Source organism: Streptomyces sp. NPDC059564, from assembly GCF_042735575.1.
In the GTDB taxonomy this organism is placed as follows: domain Bacteria; phylum Actinomycetota; class Actinomycetes; order Streptomycetales; family Streptomycetaceae; genus Streptomyces.
On sequence record NZ_JBHWBP010000032.1, the window covers coordinates 26,024 to 41,332 of the forward strand.

9 protein-coding genes are annotated in these 15,309 nt (G+C 67.0%); 6 read left to right on the forward strand and 3 right to left on the reverse strand.

Going from position 1 to position 15,309, the window contains the following annotated elements; translation table 11 throughout:
* Positions 1-6 precede the first annotated feature (6 nt).
* Together ACFV0Q_RS09210 and ACFV0Q_RS09215 are read left to right on the forward strand one after the other, a co-directional pair.
* Positions 7-1,581, forward strand: a complete 1,575-nt coding sequence (locus tag ACFV0Q_RS09210; RefSeq protein ID WP_385002836.1) for an alpha/beta fold hydrolase — start codon at positions 7-9, stop codon at positions 1,579-1,581.
* A gap of 485 nt (positions 1,582-2,066) precedes the next feature.
* On the forward strand, positions 2,067-2,957 hold the full coding sequence (locus ACFV0Q_RS09215; RefSeq protein ID WP_385002839.1) for a hypothetical protein: 891 nt from the start codon (positions 2,067-2,069) through the stop codon (positions 2,955-2,957).
* A gap of 134 nt (positions 2,958-3,091) precedes the next feature.
* On the opposite strand, the gene ACFV0Q_RS09220 is transcribed toward ACFV0Q_RS09215, so the two are convergent.
* On the reverse strand, positions 3,092-4,444 hold the full coding sequence (locus ACFV0Q_RS09220; RefSeq protein ID WP_385002842.1) for a hypothetical protein: 1,353 nt from the start codon (positions 4,442-4,444) through the stop codon (positions 3,092-3,094).
* 300 nt (positions 4,445-4,744) lie between these two features.
* On the opposite strand from ACFV0Q_RS09220, the gene ACFV0Q_RS09225 reads away from it, so the two are divergent.
* On the forward strand, positions 4,745-5,353 hold the full coding sequence (locus ACFV0Q_RS09225) for a restriction endonuclease (RefSeq protein ID WP_385002845.1): 609 nt from the start codon (positions 4,745-4,747) through the stop codon (positions 5,351-5,353).
* A gap of 62 nt (positions 5,354-5,415) precedes the next feature.
* Positions 5,416-6,258 carry a PE-PGRS family protein gene (locus tag ACFV0Q_RS09230; protein WP_385002847.1) on the forward strand — a complete coding sequence of 281 codons (843 nt, stop codon included), beginning with the start codon at positions 5,416-5,418 and terminating at the stop codon, positions 6,256-6,258.
* Here the strand turns inward: ACFV0Q_RS09230 and ACFV0Q_RS09235 are convergent.
* Both ACFV0Q_RS09235 and ACFV0Q_RS09240 read right to left on the reverse strand, forming a co-directional pair.
* Entirely contained in the window at positions 6,188-7,840 is a 1,653-nt protein-coding gene (locus ACFV0Q_RS09235) for a PE-PGRS family protein (protein ID WP_385002850.1), read from the reverse strand. The genes ACFV0Q_RS09230 and ACFV0Q_RS09235 overlap by 71 nt on opposite strands.
* A 93-nt stretch (positions 7,841-7,933) precedes the next feature.
* On the reverse strand, positions 7,934-9,334 hold the full coding sequence (locus ACFV0Q_RS09240; RefSeq protein ID WP_385002853.1) for a DNA-binding protein: 1,401 nt from the start codon (positions 9,332-9,334) through the stop codon (positions 7,934-7,936).
* Positions 9,335-10,181: 847 nt separating this feature from the next.
* Here ACFV0Q_RS09240 and ACFV0Q_RS09245 point away from each other — a divergent pair.
* Together ACFV0Q_RS09245 and ACFV0Q_RS09250 are read left to right on the forward strand one after the other, a co-directional pair.
* On the forward strand, positions 10,182-11,117 hold the full coding sequence (locus tag ACFV0Q_RS09245; protein WP_385002856.1) for a hypothetical protein: 936 nt from the start codon (positions 10,182-10,184) through the stop codon (positions 11,115-11,117).
* Positions 11,118-11,205: 88 nt separating this feature from the next.
* Positions 11,206-15,006 carry a CHAT domain-containing protein gene (locus tag ACFV0Q_RS09250; protein ID WP_385002859.1) on the forward strand — a complete coding sequence of 1,267 codons (3,801 nt, stop codon included), beginning with the start codon at positions 11,206-11,208 and terminating at the stop codon, positions 15,004-15,006.
* Positions 15,007-15,309 lie beyond the last annotated feature (303 nt).

Below are 15,309 nucleotides of genomic sequence, written 5' to 3' on the forward strand. Positions count from 1 at the left end.
GGACAGATGGCACGGTCACAGGCACGACGGTCGCGCACCAGGTCGGCCGCGGCGGCGACCGGGATCCTCCTCGCCGGTGCGCTCACGGCGCCGGCGAGCGCACACGGGGAGACGCCCCCGGGTCCGACCGGCACGGTCGCCCGCACCGTGGGCGACGCCCGCTACGAGCCGGGCCCCTGCCCGAAGACCGCGGACCCGGTCGCCGAACTCGAAGGGGCCCGCTGTGGCACGCTCACCGTGCCGGAGAACCGCGCCAAGCCGGACGGCCGGAAGATCACCCTCGGTGTCGCGATCGTGGCGGCCAAGGCTGACGAACCGCAACCCGACCCCATCGTGTGGCTCGCCGGCGGCCCCGGCGACGACGCGGTCGGGGAGGCGAAGATGGCGATCGACGGCGGCCTGAACCGCGACCGCGACGTGATCTTCATGTCCCAGCGCGGCACGTACTCGGCCGACCCGGCCCTCACCTGCCCCAACGTCGACGAGTTCAACGCACGTGCGACCGGCCTCGTCTACGACGCGCCGTCCACCGAGCGCGAGCACGTCGCGGCCACGAAGGCCTGCCGCGAGAAACTGGCGGCGAGCGGGGCCGACCTCAGCGCCTACAACGACATCGAGAGCGCCGCCGACCTCGCGGACCTGCGCACCGCGTTGGGCCTCAAGCAGTGGAACGTCTTCGGCATCTCCTACGGCACCCAGCTGGCGCTCGTCTCCATGCGCCTGCACCCCGACGGCATCCGGTCGGTCGGCATCGACGGCATCCTGCCGCCGTCCACCGGAGGCTCCGCCGTGACCTGGAGCGCCGCCAAGCAGGGTTTCGGCGGTGTGTTCAAGGCCTGTGCCGACCAGCCCGCCTGCAACCGGCGCTACCCGAACCTGGCGGCCACCTTCGAACGGCTCGTCCGCGACCTCGAAGCCAAGCCGGTCACCACCACGGTCACGCTCCCCGGCAGCAAGAAGCAGGTGAAGGTCGTCCTGGACGGCGGAGCCCTGGTCAACTGGATGACCGCCGCCACCCACGTCGCACCCCAGGTACCCGCGGCCCTCGACGAACTGGCCCACGGCCGGCCGCAGCGGATCGCCCAGCAGTGGGCGGGCGGAAAATACAGCCCCCAGGCCATCGGCCGGCTGTCCCACGGGCTCGTCAACGGCGTCTTCTGCAGCGAGTGGACCCCGTACGAGACCCAGGCCGAAGCACTCCGCGGAGCCCAGGAAGCCTTCCCGTCGTTCCCCCGCTCGGTACAGGCCCAGGCCCCCCTGCTGACCTCCCTGCGCCCGGACTGCGACGTCTGGAACGTCCCCGCGGCTCCCCGCTCCATCCGCGACGTCACGAAGAGCGACATCCCCACCCTGGCCCTCTCGGGCGGGTTCGACGGCCAGACCGCGGCGGGCAACGGCCCGTACGTGGCCCGCACCCTGCCCCGGGCCACCGTCGTCACGGTCCCCTACGAACCCCACGTCGTCTTCGCCACGTCGAAGTGCGCCCAATCCATCGCCGTCTCGTTCTTCGACACCCCCACGGCTCCGAACACCGACTGCCTCAAGGACCTCAAGCCCCCGACATTCGAGATCGCCCCCTGACCGGACATGCGATTCGTTGTAGGCTCCGGAGACCGCCCTTGACCTGCGGGAAGCAGGCAGGGAGCTGACAAATCGGGAGTTACTCCATGCTTCGCACCATGTTCAAGTCCTACATCTGACATCTGGATGTTTCCGCAGGTCAGCGGCGTGGCGACGGCGCTTTAGTCAGCAATCAGTCAGCATCAGCCCCTGGGGCTGCTCACGGAAGCACACCCGCTGGCGGTCGCGCATGTTGCTGGCGCAGGGGGCTTGTCGGTGCGTCGTGACGGCCTCTGTCACGTGGAGCCCAACGTCCTTGGGGCCGCGCCTGGCCTCACCTGCCAGCGACACCGGTGCAGTCATCCATCGGATGACGAGGGTGTGGAGCACGGCGGTGGCGACTTCCTCTCCTTCGTTCAGGGGAAGCGAGCGCTATTTACGCAGCAGTCCAATCTCAAGGTTCCTAGCGTCGGCAGCAGTGTTTCACTGGGCGAGAGGACTCGAACATGGCCGACCCCGCCGTAGGTGCGCACCCACCCGCTGTAGCGCGCCGGCTTCCCGGCCGGGCGAAGCGGCGCACGGACATCCTGCGCGAGTACGAGAAATTCAATTCCGATCGCCGCAGGGGGGTTCCTCCGGTGCTGTGGCCGTTCTTCGCGCCGGACCCGGACCGGTACTACCGCTGGCGGGTTCAGCTGGATTGCGCTTGCGTCAAGGAGCTCTTGACACCGGACGACTGCACCCCGCCGAGCGAAAGGAAGTGGCGTGCTCTCGGGGACGGTGAAGCATTGCCGCCGGGACAGGTGTACTGCCGACACGATGATTCCGCTGATGCCCCCTACCGCGACATCATTGAGTGGGGCGACCGGCAAGAGGTGAGCTTTCCCGCGGACCCGGTGGAACCCCCCGAATGGGCCGATGTCGACGTGTGGGCCGTGATCCGCCACGATGAAGTACACACGTCGGCCTTCTGGAAGGTGACGCTGGCCTGCGGACACGTCGAAGAGGTCGTAGCGCCAGCCCTCGACTGGAAACCCGATGATGGGCCCCGCTTGGCCGAGGCCATGAGGGTGAAACAGATGATCGAGGAATTCGAGCAGGTCTGGGATTCAGACCCGATGCTTCAATCCGAACACCAACGTGAGCACACCCGCCGGATGCTGGCGGCAGGCTGGCCGCGTCCGAGGCCGGAACGGTCTTGCCATACGTGTCCCCACGCTCGCGCGATTGTCGCGTATCAGCGCGTGGGCTGGCTCGTTCCACGCAATGAGGCGCCGAAGCCTGAAAACCCGCCGCGGGCTCGCGCTGTCTTGGAGCGCCGACTTCGCCGGGCCGAGGCCGAGGCTGAGCGGCTACGAGTGCAGCTGGCCGGGCACGAGGAGCGACGGGACGCCTGACAGACGGGCCCCGTGAGCTGCCAGCACTCTTCCGGATCGGAGCCCTTCAGCTCCCACTCACACCGGCGGCGATGGATGGGTGTCGCGCCCGAGAGCACCCGGGGCGCGACACCATCACACCTGCCCGGGCAGGGTCAGGTCAGTACGCGCATCGCGAGTACGGAGCCGTCTTGATGGATGGAGACGGGGCCGTCCCACTTCGAGTCCCATCCGAGAAGGGGCCACGTCTTCCGCTGGGCGTGGACCTCGGTGCGGTACCGCTCCAATTGACCGTTCTCGAGATGGTGGAAGAGGTCCTTCGTAACTCCGGAGAACGCCTCGACCCGGGTCCTGTTGAGACGGAAGACGTGATCGGTGCCGACGAAGTCGATGCCGTGGAGCTGTACGTACGCGTCTTGGACGCTGTCGGTCGCGGCATGGATCAGGCCCGTGAAGTGGCGCTGTCCTTGCCTCTTGGTCAGGTACTGCGCGGTGGCCGTCCCGGCCCCGGCGAAGGCCGTCAGGCCGGCGGCGGCGGTTCGGGCGAGGACGCGCCGAAACCACGGATAGTGCTCGGGCTGGACGTGGAACCCCGGCTCGGGTGCTGGCGGGTCGTCGCCCTCGTGGGGCCGTTGGATTCCCGGGTAGATGTTCTCGTCTTCGACGGGTTGATCGAGGTGGTTGTCGGGGGCGTCCGGTGCGCCGCTCAGCTGGCCGCCGGTTCCGCGCGCCTGCAAGGCGTGCACCGTGAGGGGGCCCTCGGTCGGAAGTTCTGTGCTGAACACCAGGACCGGCGTCTCGTTCCATGCGCCGATGTGGACCGCTTCGACATGGGCGGAGGCGGACGCCAGCTGGGTGTGCGATGTGGCGGCGTTGCTGTGGTTGCCTTTGCAGGCAATCGGGATGGCCAACGACGGCTCGCCGGGCTTCCAGACCTCCGCGAAGAACTGCGGTCGGTAGCGGTAGCCGGATCGCGGCCCGGAGTCACGGCTGGTGAGGGCCCAGCCGGCCCGCAGCGCGGTGTCCGCGGGGACGATCGAGATCGAGTGATCCGGGTACCGGCGGCCCAAGAGCTGTCGGGCGAGAGTCAGGGCGAAGCCGGTGCCGAGCTCCCCGGACTGGATCGCCTTGTAGTAGTCCGCGGTCTCCCGGCCCTCTGCCGAGAGCGTCATGAAGGACTCGGCGCCGCCGGTGAGAGCCTGGCTGTACTTCAGGCATCCCCAGTGTTCCGAGAGCCCGCGGCCGGCTCCTCGCCGGGACAGGGCGATGGCTTGGCCGAGGGTGTGTAAGACGTCCCAGGGCGTGAGTTGGACTGTCCGGTCCAGCTCCTTCGTGGGTATGGGGCGCAGACCAGACTTGCGCCGGAGCTCTTCGAGCTCCTTCTCCTCGCGGGCCTTGTCGTCCTCGGCGGCGGCCTCATCGACCTTGCCGACCAGCCCGGTGCTGGAATGAGCGGAGATGTTGGAGGGCTGGACGAGTTCCTTCAGTACGTCAGCGGCTGGCTTCAACCTGTTCCCCTTACGGCTCGCTCGGGTGTGACAGACCAACATCGCAAGCTATGCAGCGGGACAGGGGCGCGCACAGGGCGTACGTGGGGCACGCTGCTGCTTCGGGGCCCCGCTGCTGGGAGAGCGAGCCATGGCCAACAGGCGCTCTTACGCCTGCGCAGTTCCTCACCCACACTGGCGGCCGACACCAGGGGGAGGAAACGGGTGGCAGCTCGAAAGCCGAAGCGCCGGTCGTCCCGGCGTAAGCGCAGGGACGACCGGCTCGCTGCGGGAGCCGTCGGAGGTATCGCTGTCCTGGGCGTGCTCACTTCGTGGTGGGCCGTGATCTGGCCCTACCTCGTCGGGACTCTGGTCATCGGGGCGGTGACCGCGGGAGGCTGGTGGTTGTGGAAGACGGACCGGCTCATCCGCAGCGGTGACCGGAGGTGGCGTCACGAGGACGCGGTCATCACTGGCCACCGGACCCTGGCCGAAGTCGACGCGATGGACGGAACGGACTTCGAGGAGTTCGTGGCCGGCCTGTGCCGACGGGACGGATACACCGACGTGCGCCGGGTCGGTCGCTCGCACGACGATGGCGCGGACGTCCGTGGACGGCTGCCCGACGGCCGGACCGTGGTGATCCAGTGCAAGCGCTACAACCCGAAGCGGAAGATCTCCAATAGCGAGGTCCGCAACCTCCTCGGCTCCCAAGTGCACTTCGGCGCCGACGTCGCGATCTTCGTGACCACCACCTACTTCAGCGGCCCTGCCGAGCGCTGCGCCGTGCAGAACGGCGTCATGGCCGTCCACCGCGACCACCTCGGCCTGTGGAACAACGGCGCCGCGCTGTCCTCCCTCGCCTCTGTCAACGGCTCCGGCCAGGGAGACCGCCAACATCGCGCCCGCCGGAAGAAGACGTACGGATAGCCGGAGACCCGGATTCCGCCGTTGACGGCCTCCAGGAGTCGTCGGACTGGCTCAATGGACCCATGGAGATCGGGGAGCACTGGGCCTATCGAGCAAGGCCCAAGGAACTGGGTGGTGCACTGCGCCGGGTAGAGATCGTCAGAGTGGGCGGCACAGGCAGGTCCGGGAGCGTCCACGTGCGATTCCTAGACGGAGACGCGGCCGGCCTGCAGGAGTGGGTGAGCCTCAGCTGTCTGCTCGCCCTCTGGGCTGACGTTGACTCCTTCCGGGCGGACGACGCGGCGGAGCTGGCTCTGGCTGAGGTGTCCAGGGCAGTGCGGGGGAGCGCCGAATTCGAGGCGGCCCGGATGGTCCTGGGCTTCGTCCGGCCCAAGGGCCGGCTGCGTCTGCGCAAGGCTGTGGCCGACGCGGGTGTCCTGGAGCTGGGGCACCTCGACGAGACCGCGCCACTCGTGGGCATGGACGCTGGCCGACTGCGTGACGACCCCATGGTCCACGAGGACCGCAAAGGCTGCTCCCTGGTGGGCTGGTCGATCACCGAGCTGATAGCACGCCAGGTCGCCCAGCGGCTGGCCGAGGAGATCCTGCCGGAGGTCGACCGGCGGCAGCGAGCCATGGAAGAGGAGCGCGAACGATCTTCCTGGTACGGCTACCAGCGTCGGGACGACCGAAGGCTGGAGGCGGAGAAGGAAGCCCTGCGCACGGTGCGGGAGTGGTGCGGACAGGAGAAGGCAGACCGCCACGACGAACTGGTGGCCCTGAGGTCGGAGGTGCTGCGACTCGGGGAACTGGTCGAGCGGGCCGTGAAGGCGCTCCGAGACCGGGGCCACGGTGTCATCGCCTCCACCATTGAGCGCGACCTGGGCGTCCATATCTCCAGCCTTGGTCCAGACGTTCGTCGCTGAACGCGCGCGAGCGCTCTGGCTCCCGCCGCGCCTCGGGCTGGGCCGGAGCGGGCTCTGCCGGCGGCTTCTCCTTCTTGGGGCGGTGCGGGTGCCAGCCGTCGAGGAACGGACGAAGTTGGTCACCCGTCGGCTCCGCGTGGAAGTTCCGCCCGCGGAGCCCCCTGCGGCTCAGGACAGGATCGAGCCCATCTGCTTCTGAACGCCCCCAGGCCGACCACTCCCGAAGGCTCTCTGCCTCTGCAGGGTCATCCGCCTGGGAAGCGGCCTCGTCCAGCACGTCGCAGAACGCCCGGATCTCGCCGACCGCTCGCCACTGGTCCAGAGCCGTCCCGAACTGCTCGGCCCGCGCCGCGTCGACCGCCTTGATCGAAGCCACGCTGACCGCGGTCTCCCACTTCTCCTGTGTCCGCTGCCGCTTCTCCGCTTCCGCCCGTTGGCGGTCGGCCTCCTGCCTTGCACGCTCCTCCTGCAGCCGATGCTGTTCCGCGTCGCGCTCCTCCCGCAGGCGGCGCTGCTCCGCCTCGTACTTCAGCCTGGCCCGCTCCTGCTCCTGCCCACGTGCCTTCAGTACCTTGAAGACCTCATCGATCTGGTCTTCCAGCGGCCTCTCGTTGGCGTCGGCCCACTCCCTTTTGATGCCCAGGCGCAACTCGAGCTCCCCGGAAGGCTCGAACCGGTGCGCCGGCGTCACCCGCTGCCAGTCATAGGTGCGCCGGCCCGGCTGCTTGGGTACGTACGGGACCTGCCTCTGTCGCTCACGGAAGCTGATCTCGCACGTGATGTCATGGACGGTGAGCACGGGCCTCGGCTGCTTGCGCTTCCTGGAGACAGTGATCTCGCCATGGAGGGCGAAGGCGCGCTCGGCGAGCAGCCGGAGTAGAGACAGAACCCGGGGGAGTACCTCCTCCGAGACTTCGAAGGCGCTGTGGTCCTTCTCGACCGCCGCGATCACATCGTCGACGTCGGTCAGAGTCCTGCTGCGTGCGAGCCTGATGCGGTTCCACTCGGTGTCGTCCTCGCCGTTCACCCGGAGCAGCCCGAAGCTGATGTCTCCCTTGGCCCGCCCGGTGTACTTCAGGTGGTATCCGGCCGGGGGACACTGCCTTGCCGCATCGAAGGCCCGCCGGTACCGGGCCCGCTCCGCCTCACCCGGATCCGGGATGTGCAGGAAACGCCCAGCCTGCTGTACTTCCGCGATCAAGGCTGCCCCGATATCGGCGGGGGAGGGCTGTGCAACCTTGGGCGCACGCTGAACACGAGTTTTCGGTTCGGCTGGGTTCTTGGGCTCGGGAGGCTCAGACTCCTGGGTCGTCGCGGTGGCGGCCGCTTTCGTGCGGGACCTTCGAGGCGCGGGTTCAGGCCGGTCCGGGTGATGGCCGTGCTGGAGGTAGAAGCGTCCGGCATCGGAGACCTCCGCCTGCCACCGTCCGCCCTCCTTCGGCATGGTGATGAGGCCCCGTTCCTTCAGGGCACGCGCAGTAAGGGCGAGCCCCGGGGAATCTGACGTGACCGGGTCGCTTCCCGCCCCGATGCGTGTGAGGAGGGCGAGTTGGTGATCGTTGAGCGGTGTCCAACGGTGCATGTGATCGTCGTACCGTCAGCGATCCGGTGGGCACAAGCTGTGCGGTGGGCTTTTCGGGGCTGGTTCCCGGCTGGCTTCTACGGCAGTTCGGGGTCAGTCGTTGGGGAGGGCCTTCAGGGCGTCCACGGACAGGCGCGCAGTCGGATCCGCTGCCCCCGCATCGAATCGGACGCCCTCGGTCGTCAGGACGTCGGCGGGTGAGTCTGTGCGGGTGGGGTCGGTCCAGCGGAAGCCGGGGCTGACGCGGCCCGATGCATTGAGGACCCGCCAGGCATTGGGGCACTGGCCGCAGGTTGCCAAGTGGGTGCCGACCGGGACGGCGTGGCTGCTGATCACGGCCGCCACGTCCCCGTAGGTCGTCCACCGTCCGGCAGGGACGGCGTTCAGGAGGGTGTGCAGGCCTGTCCAGTCCTTGCTGGTGCCGTTGAGCTGCTTGGCCAGGCTCGCGAGGTGGGTGCCGGCCAGTGCTCCCCACTCGTCGGGGTCGACTGCGTCCGGGACGTGGGTGGTGTCGATATCCCACCAGGTGGTGCCCTGTATGCCGTCGGCTTTGCGGCCGGTCACGCTGGTGAAGATGTGGTTGGCCAGTCCGGTCGGGGTGTACGGCTTGCCGTCGCTCTTCCACGTCAGCGGCTTGGCGGTGTTGTTGTTCCACGTGACACTTGCTCGGCTGCTGTCCTCATCGACCCAGGCCAGGATGTCTTCGCGGATGCCTTCGGTCACTCCGTGCCTCGGCGTCAGCCGGAGCAGGGCCCCATCCGGGATCAGCCCGGCGCCGACTATGACGTGCACGGCGTTCTGGGCCCGCGAACGTTCCTCCAGCTTCTGGGCCGCGGCCTTGGCCTCGATCCTGGCCGGAGCGAGAGTGAACTCCTCTACCTCCGGGGTGGGGTAGACCTTGGTGAAGCCGGCGACGAGCTGGTCCTTCACCTTCCACAGGCCCACCTGGATGAGGTTGATGTCGAGGTTCATCTCCGACAGCCACACCACGGTGTGGGTGACCTGCTTGGGGAAGTCGCCAGCGATGATCACCTGCCTGGGGCGCTGGAGCAGTTCAGGGCTCCAGTCCCCGTCCACGTGGTCCAGGAGGCGCTGACGGCACGTGTCGAGTTCGAGGATCTCGCCCCGACTCTTGCGGAACTCGCGGTGTGCCTGGGCCAGCGTGTCGAGGTCGAACCGGGACACCAGGGCGGCGTAGGTGATCGCCTGGAGGTGGACGTCGCGGTCGGCGGTACCCCGCTTCAGCTCGACCACCACGAGGCGCCCGGTGGCATCCAGGCCCAGGACATCCAAGCGGTCGCGCGCCGGCACCCCGTCCGTGTCGGCCCACCGGTCGAACTCGGAGGTGATCACGAGCACCGATTCGCCGAGGATCTGAGGGTGCGCGATCACCCACTCCTGGAGGTGCTGCCGTTCGAGGAGGCCTTCCGCGGCCAGCGTGGTCGGTGAGACCGGCGCGGCCGAGCCCCCGTCGACGGTGAAGAGATGATCCACACTGTCCCCCTGCCCCGATGCGTCAGCCAGGCGCTCTCACGCCGGCCGTCCCGAGCCTACGTGTGGGTCGCTCCCCGGGTCAGTTCGTTGCGGTAGATCGCCGAAGGGTTTGGGAGCCGAGTCGGGGTGGCGGGATTTGAACCCACGGCCTCGTCGGCCCGAACGAAAGGCACGCAGGTCCGGTTCCTGCTGGCGTTGACGTTTGCGCAGGTCAAAAGGTGGGTGTCGATTGGTTCGGAGTGGTCTTGCGGGGGTTTTGGGAGAAGGTCTGCTCCAAGGTGTCCGCCCACGCATTGCTCGGGCGGTGCAGATCGACTGAACCGCCCTTTCCGGGACTTCGATGCCTTCCGCCCCTGCCTGAGGCAGTTTGCCGAAACCGGGCGTGCACCTGCACATCTGGAGCGAGAATGGCCGCCTAGTGGATCACCGAGGCACAGGGGGCGGAGTTCGGTATGACGAGCCAGGCGGAAGTGGTCGGCCTGAGGATCGCTAGGGCGCTGTCGTACGTATGTGGGCATCGGGATGAACTTGCCGCGTTGCTCGACGAGGGCGCCGACGCCTTGAATGCTGTCGAAGCCGCAATCGGTAGTCCGGCCGCGGATGACGCTTCGCTCACCGCTCTTCTAGACGCCTTGCACGCAGCGGTTCGACGCGCAGGCGATCCGTCGGGGGTGTATGGGGGCGCGGGCCGCAGCGTAGTGCTGGCCGGTGTTGCTGATCTGGATGTCGTGTACCGATGCCCCCTGCAGCGGTGCGTTGGTCGCTCCGGTCACGAAGTGGACGACGACGTGCCACGTTGCCGGTTCGCCCCCGCCGAGACGGCCCTGATCCGGGAGAGGCTCCCGTAGTGGGAGGGCTGTTCAGCGAACTCAGCAAGAAGCTGGCCGAGCGTTGGCTGACCCTCCTCGTACTGCCAGGCGCGCTCTACATGGCTGTCGCTGCAGCCGGAACCACCCTCGGGCAGAGAGCTGCGCTGGACGTGGGGCGGCTCCCTCACGCGATCTCGGATGCTGCCCAGGCTCCTCAGGTGACCACGGTAGGCGGCCAGGTCGTACTGCTCGCTGCTGTCCTTGCTGGTGCGGCTGCTGTTGGGCTGGCCGCCCAGTCCCTCGGCTCCGTTGTCGAGCGTGTCGCTCTGGCCGCCAGCTGGGGCGCATGGCCTTGGCCGTTCGGCGAGTTGGCTGAGCGTCACGTGGCACGTAGGAAGCGTCGCTGGGACGCGGCACAGGCGGAGTACCAGGCCCTGTGGCTCAGGGAACGCGCTCCGCGTCCGGCCGACCGGCCCAGGCCTCTGGAGCGTCACCGTGCGGCCCACAGGTGCAAACGCATCTCCGTGGAGAGGCCTGAACGGCCGACCTGGAGCGGTGACCGGATCCACGCCACCGCGGTCCGGCTGGACCGAGAGGCACATGTCAATCTCCTCATCCTCTGGCCACACCTCTGGCTCGTGCTGCCGGAAGAGATACGCGGCGAGATCGGCAGGGCCCGTGCCGCATTGACGCGAGCTGCCGTCCTCGGTGGATGGGCTCTGCTCTATTTGCCTCTGACCTGGTGGTGGTGGCCCGCGGTACCGCTCGCCGCCACGCTGGTGGTCATTTCAGCACGTCGCCTCCGTACTGCGTCGGATACCTACGCCACACTGCTGGAGGCATCCGTGCGCCTTCACCTGTCGGACTTGGCTGACAAGCTGCGCATCGAGGATCAGCCGGTGGGCCCTCTCCTCGGTGGCGCGGTGATGCGACGACTGAGCAGCACGGTCTCTGTGTCGGGACCGGCTTCGTGAGCACGGTTCAGTTCAGAGGCTCGCCTCGGCGGACCCAAAAAATGCAGCAATCAGATCTACCGGAGAACGGCAAGTGACAGGACGGTTCGTGCAGAGTCGTGAGCAGGACTTCGCAAGAGAAGACGAACTGGAGAAGCGGATTGCCTTAGTGGGGTTACGGCTTGACCGGCTTGCCCGCGAACAGAACCTCGGCGTGGTGCTGGAGCCGGAAGCACTGGTCGAGGCCCGCCGACTTGCCGCGATACTCCGAAACGACGAGTCCGACCTGGAAGGTCATTACGCCCTCGGCTGGTTGTACACCTTCAGGTATCAGGCACTTCCCGAAGGGGCTGGGCAGCGGGACAGAGAGGAGGCCATCGCGAAGTTCACGCCCTGCTTCGTGTTTGGCGCCGGCGAGGAAGATCTGCCAGATGAACTGGTTCCAGATGTGGCCCGGCACGCGCTTGGCTTCGCCTGGCGGATCCAGCAAGGACTGAACGCTTCGCCGAGCCCAGCGTTGCGCGCAAGAGTGACCAATCTTCTGCAGCGCATCGCGGCCGCCATCCCCCGTGAACACGGACACGCGGAAACGTTGTCCAATCTCGCCGTCATCATGAAATCCCAATTCGACATGGGTGGCGAACCAAGGGATTTGGACGCGGCGATCGACGCTGCCCGAGGTGCGGTGGAAAGCGCGGCAACAGGGCACGCGAACCAGCCGGTCATGCTGTTCAACCTGTCAGGTGTACTTATGGAGCGCTTCACCCAAACAGGTACGGCAGCAGACCTGGACGAGGCGATCGAGATCGGCCGACTGGCAGTCCAAGCTGCTGTGGACTCCCCTGCCGACCGGGCTGGTGGGCTCAACAACCTGGGCACCGCGCTGCAGACCCGATTCACTGAGAGCGGCAGATTGCCGGACTCGGACGCCGCTATCGAAGCCTTCCAGGAAGCGTCAGAACTCTGGGACGAGGACCACGACAAGGCAGGAGTCCTTCACAATCTGGGGAGCGCTTGGCAGGCCCGATATGAAAGCACCGGCGTTCCGGCGGATCTGGAGAACGCGATCGAGCTCTGCCAGGCCGCAGTCGAGGCTGCCTCCGAGGAACATCCTGGGCGCTCCATATTCATGTCCGGGCTCGGCAGCGCCACGCTGACCCGATTCGAGCTCACCGGGGAAACAGCCTATCTGGACCATTCCATCAATGTGTTCCGGGAAGCTCTGGAGATGCTCCCACTGGGGCACAGGGCTCGGGGACTTCGCCTCTCCGGTCTGGGACAAGCTCTCCTGGCGCGCTACCGCCTTGGCGGGGACAGATCTGACCTCGATACGGCGATCGAGATGAACCGCGCTGCCTCCCGAGAAATCAACCCGCACCAGACCGAGTTCAACGCGGTCCTCAACAACCTGGCTGTCTCTCTCTGGCAGCGTTTCGAATGCACTGGTCATATGGAGGACCTGAACGAGGCTATCGGCGCCAGTCGCGCTTCCGCACAGAGCACCGCGAACGGTCACGTCGACCAGCCGAGCCGTCTGTCCAATGTTGGTCTGATGCTGTGGACTCGGTTCAAGCACACCGGGGCGCTGTCGGACCTGGACGCCGCGATCGAGTACGCGCATGGAGCTGTGGAGGCGGCGCCGCGTGAACACTCTGCCTCGGCGGCGATGCTGTCCAATCTCGGCGCCGTGTTATTGCAACGCTACCTACGGAGCGGGGACCTTCAAGACCTCGACGAAGCGATCCGAAGAAGCCGTGAGGTCCTCAGGATTGTGGATGCAGGCAGACCCGAACGCCCCCGCTTCCTCGCGAATCTGTGCACCGCCCTGCACGCCCGCTTCCAGCGCACCGGAGGCTTTGAAGACCTGAACGGCGCGGTCGCTGCGGGACATGACGCGACCGCCAACGTTGCGTCCCACCACCCCGAGCGCCCGAGATATTTGTCCTTGCTGGGAGGAGTGCTGACCGTCAGGTTCGAGAAGACCGGGTCTATAGCTGATCTTGATGACGCGGTGGTTGCGTGCCAGGCCGCGCTCGACTTCACGCCCGCCGAACATCCGGAGCGCGCCGACTACCTGTTCCAGCTCGGAACGGCCCTGCAAAGCCGGTATGAGCGGAATGCCTCGCGACACGACTTCGATCGCGCCCTGGCCGCACACATGGAAGGCGCACGAGCCGACGGGGCCCGGCCCTCCGTTCGGATTCGTGCCGCGCAGGCAGCGGCCTCCCTGACCGGACGGACGGATCCTAATCTTGCAGCCGATCTTCTGGCGGGTGCCGTACGTCTGTTGCCCGAAGTGGCAGATCGCCGGCTGAGCCGTGGTGACCAGCAACATGCCATGGGAAAGTGGTCCGGGCTGGTCGGAGACGCCGCGGCCCTGGCTCTTGCTTCTCACGAAGGCACACCCACCGATCGGGCAGTGTGGGCGCTGCAGTTGCTGGAGGCGGGCCGCGGTGTGCTCCACAGCCAGGCGCTGGACATGCGGAGCGACCTTGCTGAGCTTCGCGCGTGCCATCCCGACCTGGCCCATCGCTTCGAGGTACTCCGAGACGAGCTTGACCAGCCGATGGACACGAGCGCTTTCCCCGCGGATCCGATGGGGCAAGTCAGCACCGCCGTACATGCGGTCGACGCCGAGGAACATCGACGTGGCCTCGTCGACCAGCTACAGGTCACGCTGGACCGCATTCGAGCGCACGACAGGTTCGCTAGTTTCGCTCACCCTCCCGCTGTCGGTGAGCTCTTGGGGCAAGCCGCCTTTGGTCCGGTGGTGAGCTTTAACGTCAGCCACTACCGCAGCGACGCACTGCTGTTGACGCCCGACGGAATCGAGTCCCTGAGCCTGCCCGACCTGAGGTACGACCTCGTCGTCGACCAGATCCAGATCTTCCACCAGGCCCTGGAGGTCGTTGCCGATCCGCGCACGACGCCCCTCGTGCGTAAGGAGGCTCAAGAGACGTTGCGCACAGTCTTGGGCTGGCTGTGGGACGTGGCGGCCGAACCGGTCTTACACTGCCTCGGTTTCAGTGGCGAGCCTTCTCCCGGACAGCCGTGGCCGCGCGTCTGGTGGGCGCCGGGTGGGCTCCTCTCGCTGCTTCCCCTGCATGCTGCCGGCCATCACGCCGAGCCGCCGCCGACGGGTCTGAGGAAGGGGGAGCGGCGGACGGTCATTGACCGTGTCGTCTCCTCCTACACCACCACCATCCGCGCCCTGCACCACGCGCGCCGCCATGACACATCCATGCCATCCGTAGGCCGGTCGCTGATCGTGGCCATGCCCACAACTCCGGCTATCAGCGGCCGCTTGGACCAGGTGTCGGAGGAAGCCGCACTGCTCTGCGGCTTGTTGCCGAAGCCGACGCTGCTCATCGAGCCGGACGCCGCTGCTGACGGCACGACTGGCTCTGGGGCGGAGACACGACCAACCAAGGCTCGGGTCCTGGCGAATCTCTCCGATTGCGCGATCGTTCACTTCGCGTGTCATGGTGCACACAACCCCACCGACCCGTCCAAGAGTCTGTTGTTGCTGCACGACCACGAACATGATCCGCTCAGCGTGGCGGACGTTGCCGAAATGAGACTGGAAACGTCCCAGTTGGCTTACCTGTCAGCCTGCCGAACAGCGTTCATGGGCTCTGTCGAGCTGATCGACGAGGCCATCCATCTCACCTCGGCCTTTCAACTTGCGGGTTTTCCCCATGTAATCGGCACTCTCTGGGAGATAAATGACGAGGTGGCCTCGTCTATGGCAGCTGATTTCTATGCCGGGCTCGGCAGGATCACGAACCAGCACAGTGATCTCGATACGGATGCGGCGGCCTGTGCTCTGCACCACACCGTGCGTAAGGTCCGTGATCAATATCCAAAGTACCCCTATCTGTGGGCGGCCCATCTGCACGCCGGAATCTGAAACTCGGCGGTGCAACGGCTGCTGAGACGCGGCATTCGACGCGCACTACAAGGACCCGTGGAACAACCTTGAGCTTCTTCGAGTTGGCCACCGATCGGGTGAATGCGACTGAGCGCTTCAGTGTCGAGTGGGCGGCTGCAGCGTCCGGTGCCAGCAGCTTGGTGAGCCGGGACAAGGGGCCGCTCGAAGCTTGCCGGCCTGAACGCCGACCCGGCGGCAAGGCCGGTGAGCGACGATCAAGCTGTTGTCAGCCGCTGGTTCTAAGGTCGGCCCTATGACATCAGACCTGGTCCAGGACTCATG

What these genes read in the sequence shown, in the direction of transcription:
- ACFV0Q_RS09215 (WP_385002839.1), top strand. Translation starts at nt 2,067, where the DNA reads ATGGCCGACCCCGCCGTAGGTGCGCACCCACCCGCTGTAGCGCGCCGG.
- ACFV0Q_RS09230 (WP_385002847.1), top strand. Translation starts at nt 5,416, where the DNA reads ATGGAGATCGGGGAGCACTGGGCCTATCGAGCAAGGCCCAAGGAACTG.
- ACFV0Q_RS09210 (WP_385002836.1), top strand. Translation starts at nt 7, where the DNA reads ATGGCACGGTCACAGGCACGACGGTCGCGCACCAGGTCGGCCGCGGCG.
- ACFV0Q_RS09235 (WP_385002850.1), bottom strand. Translation starts at nt 7,840, where the DNA reads ATGCACCGTTGGACACCGCTCAACGATCACCAACTCGCCCTCCTCACA.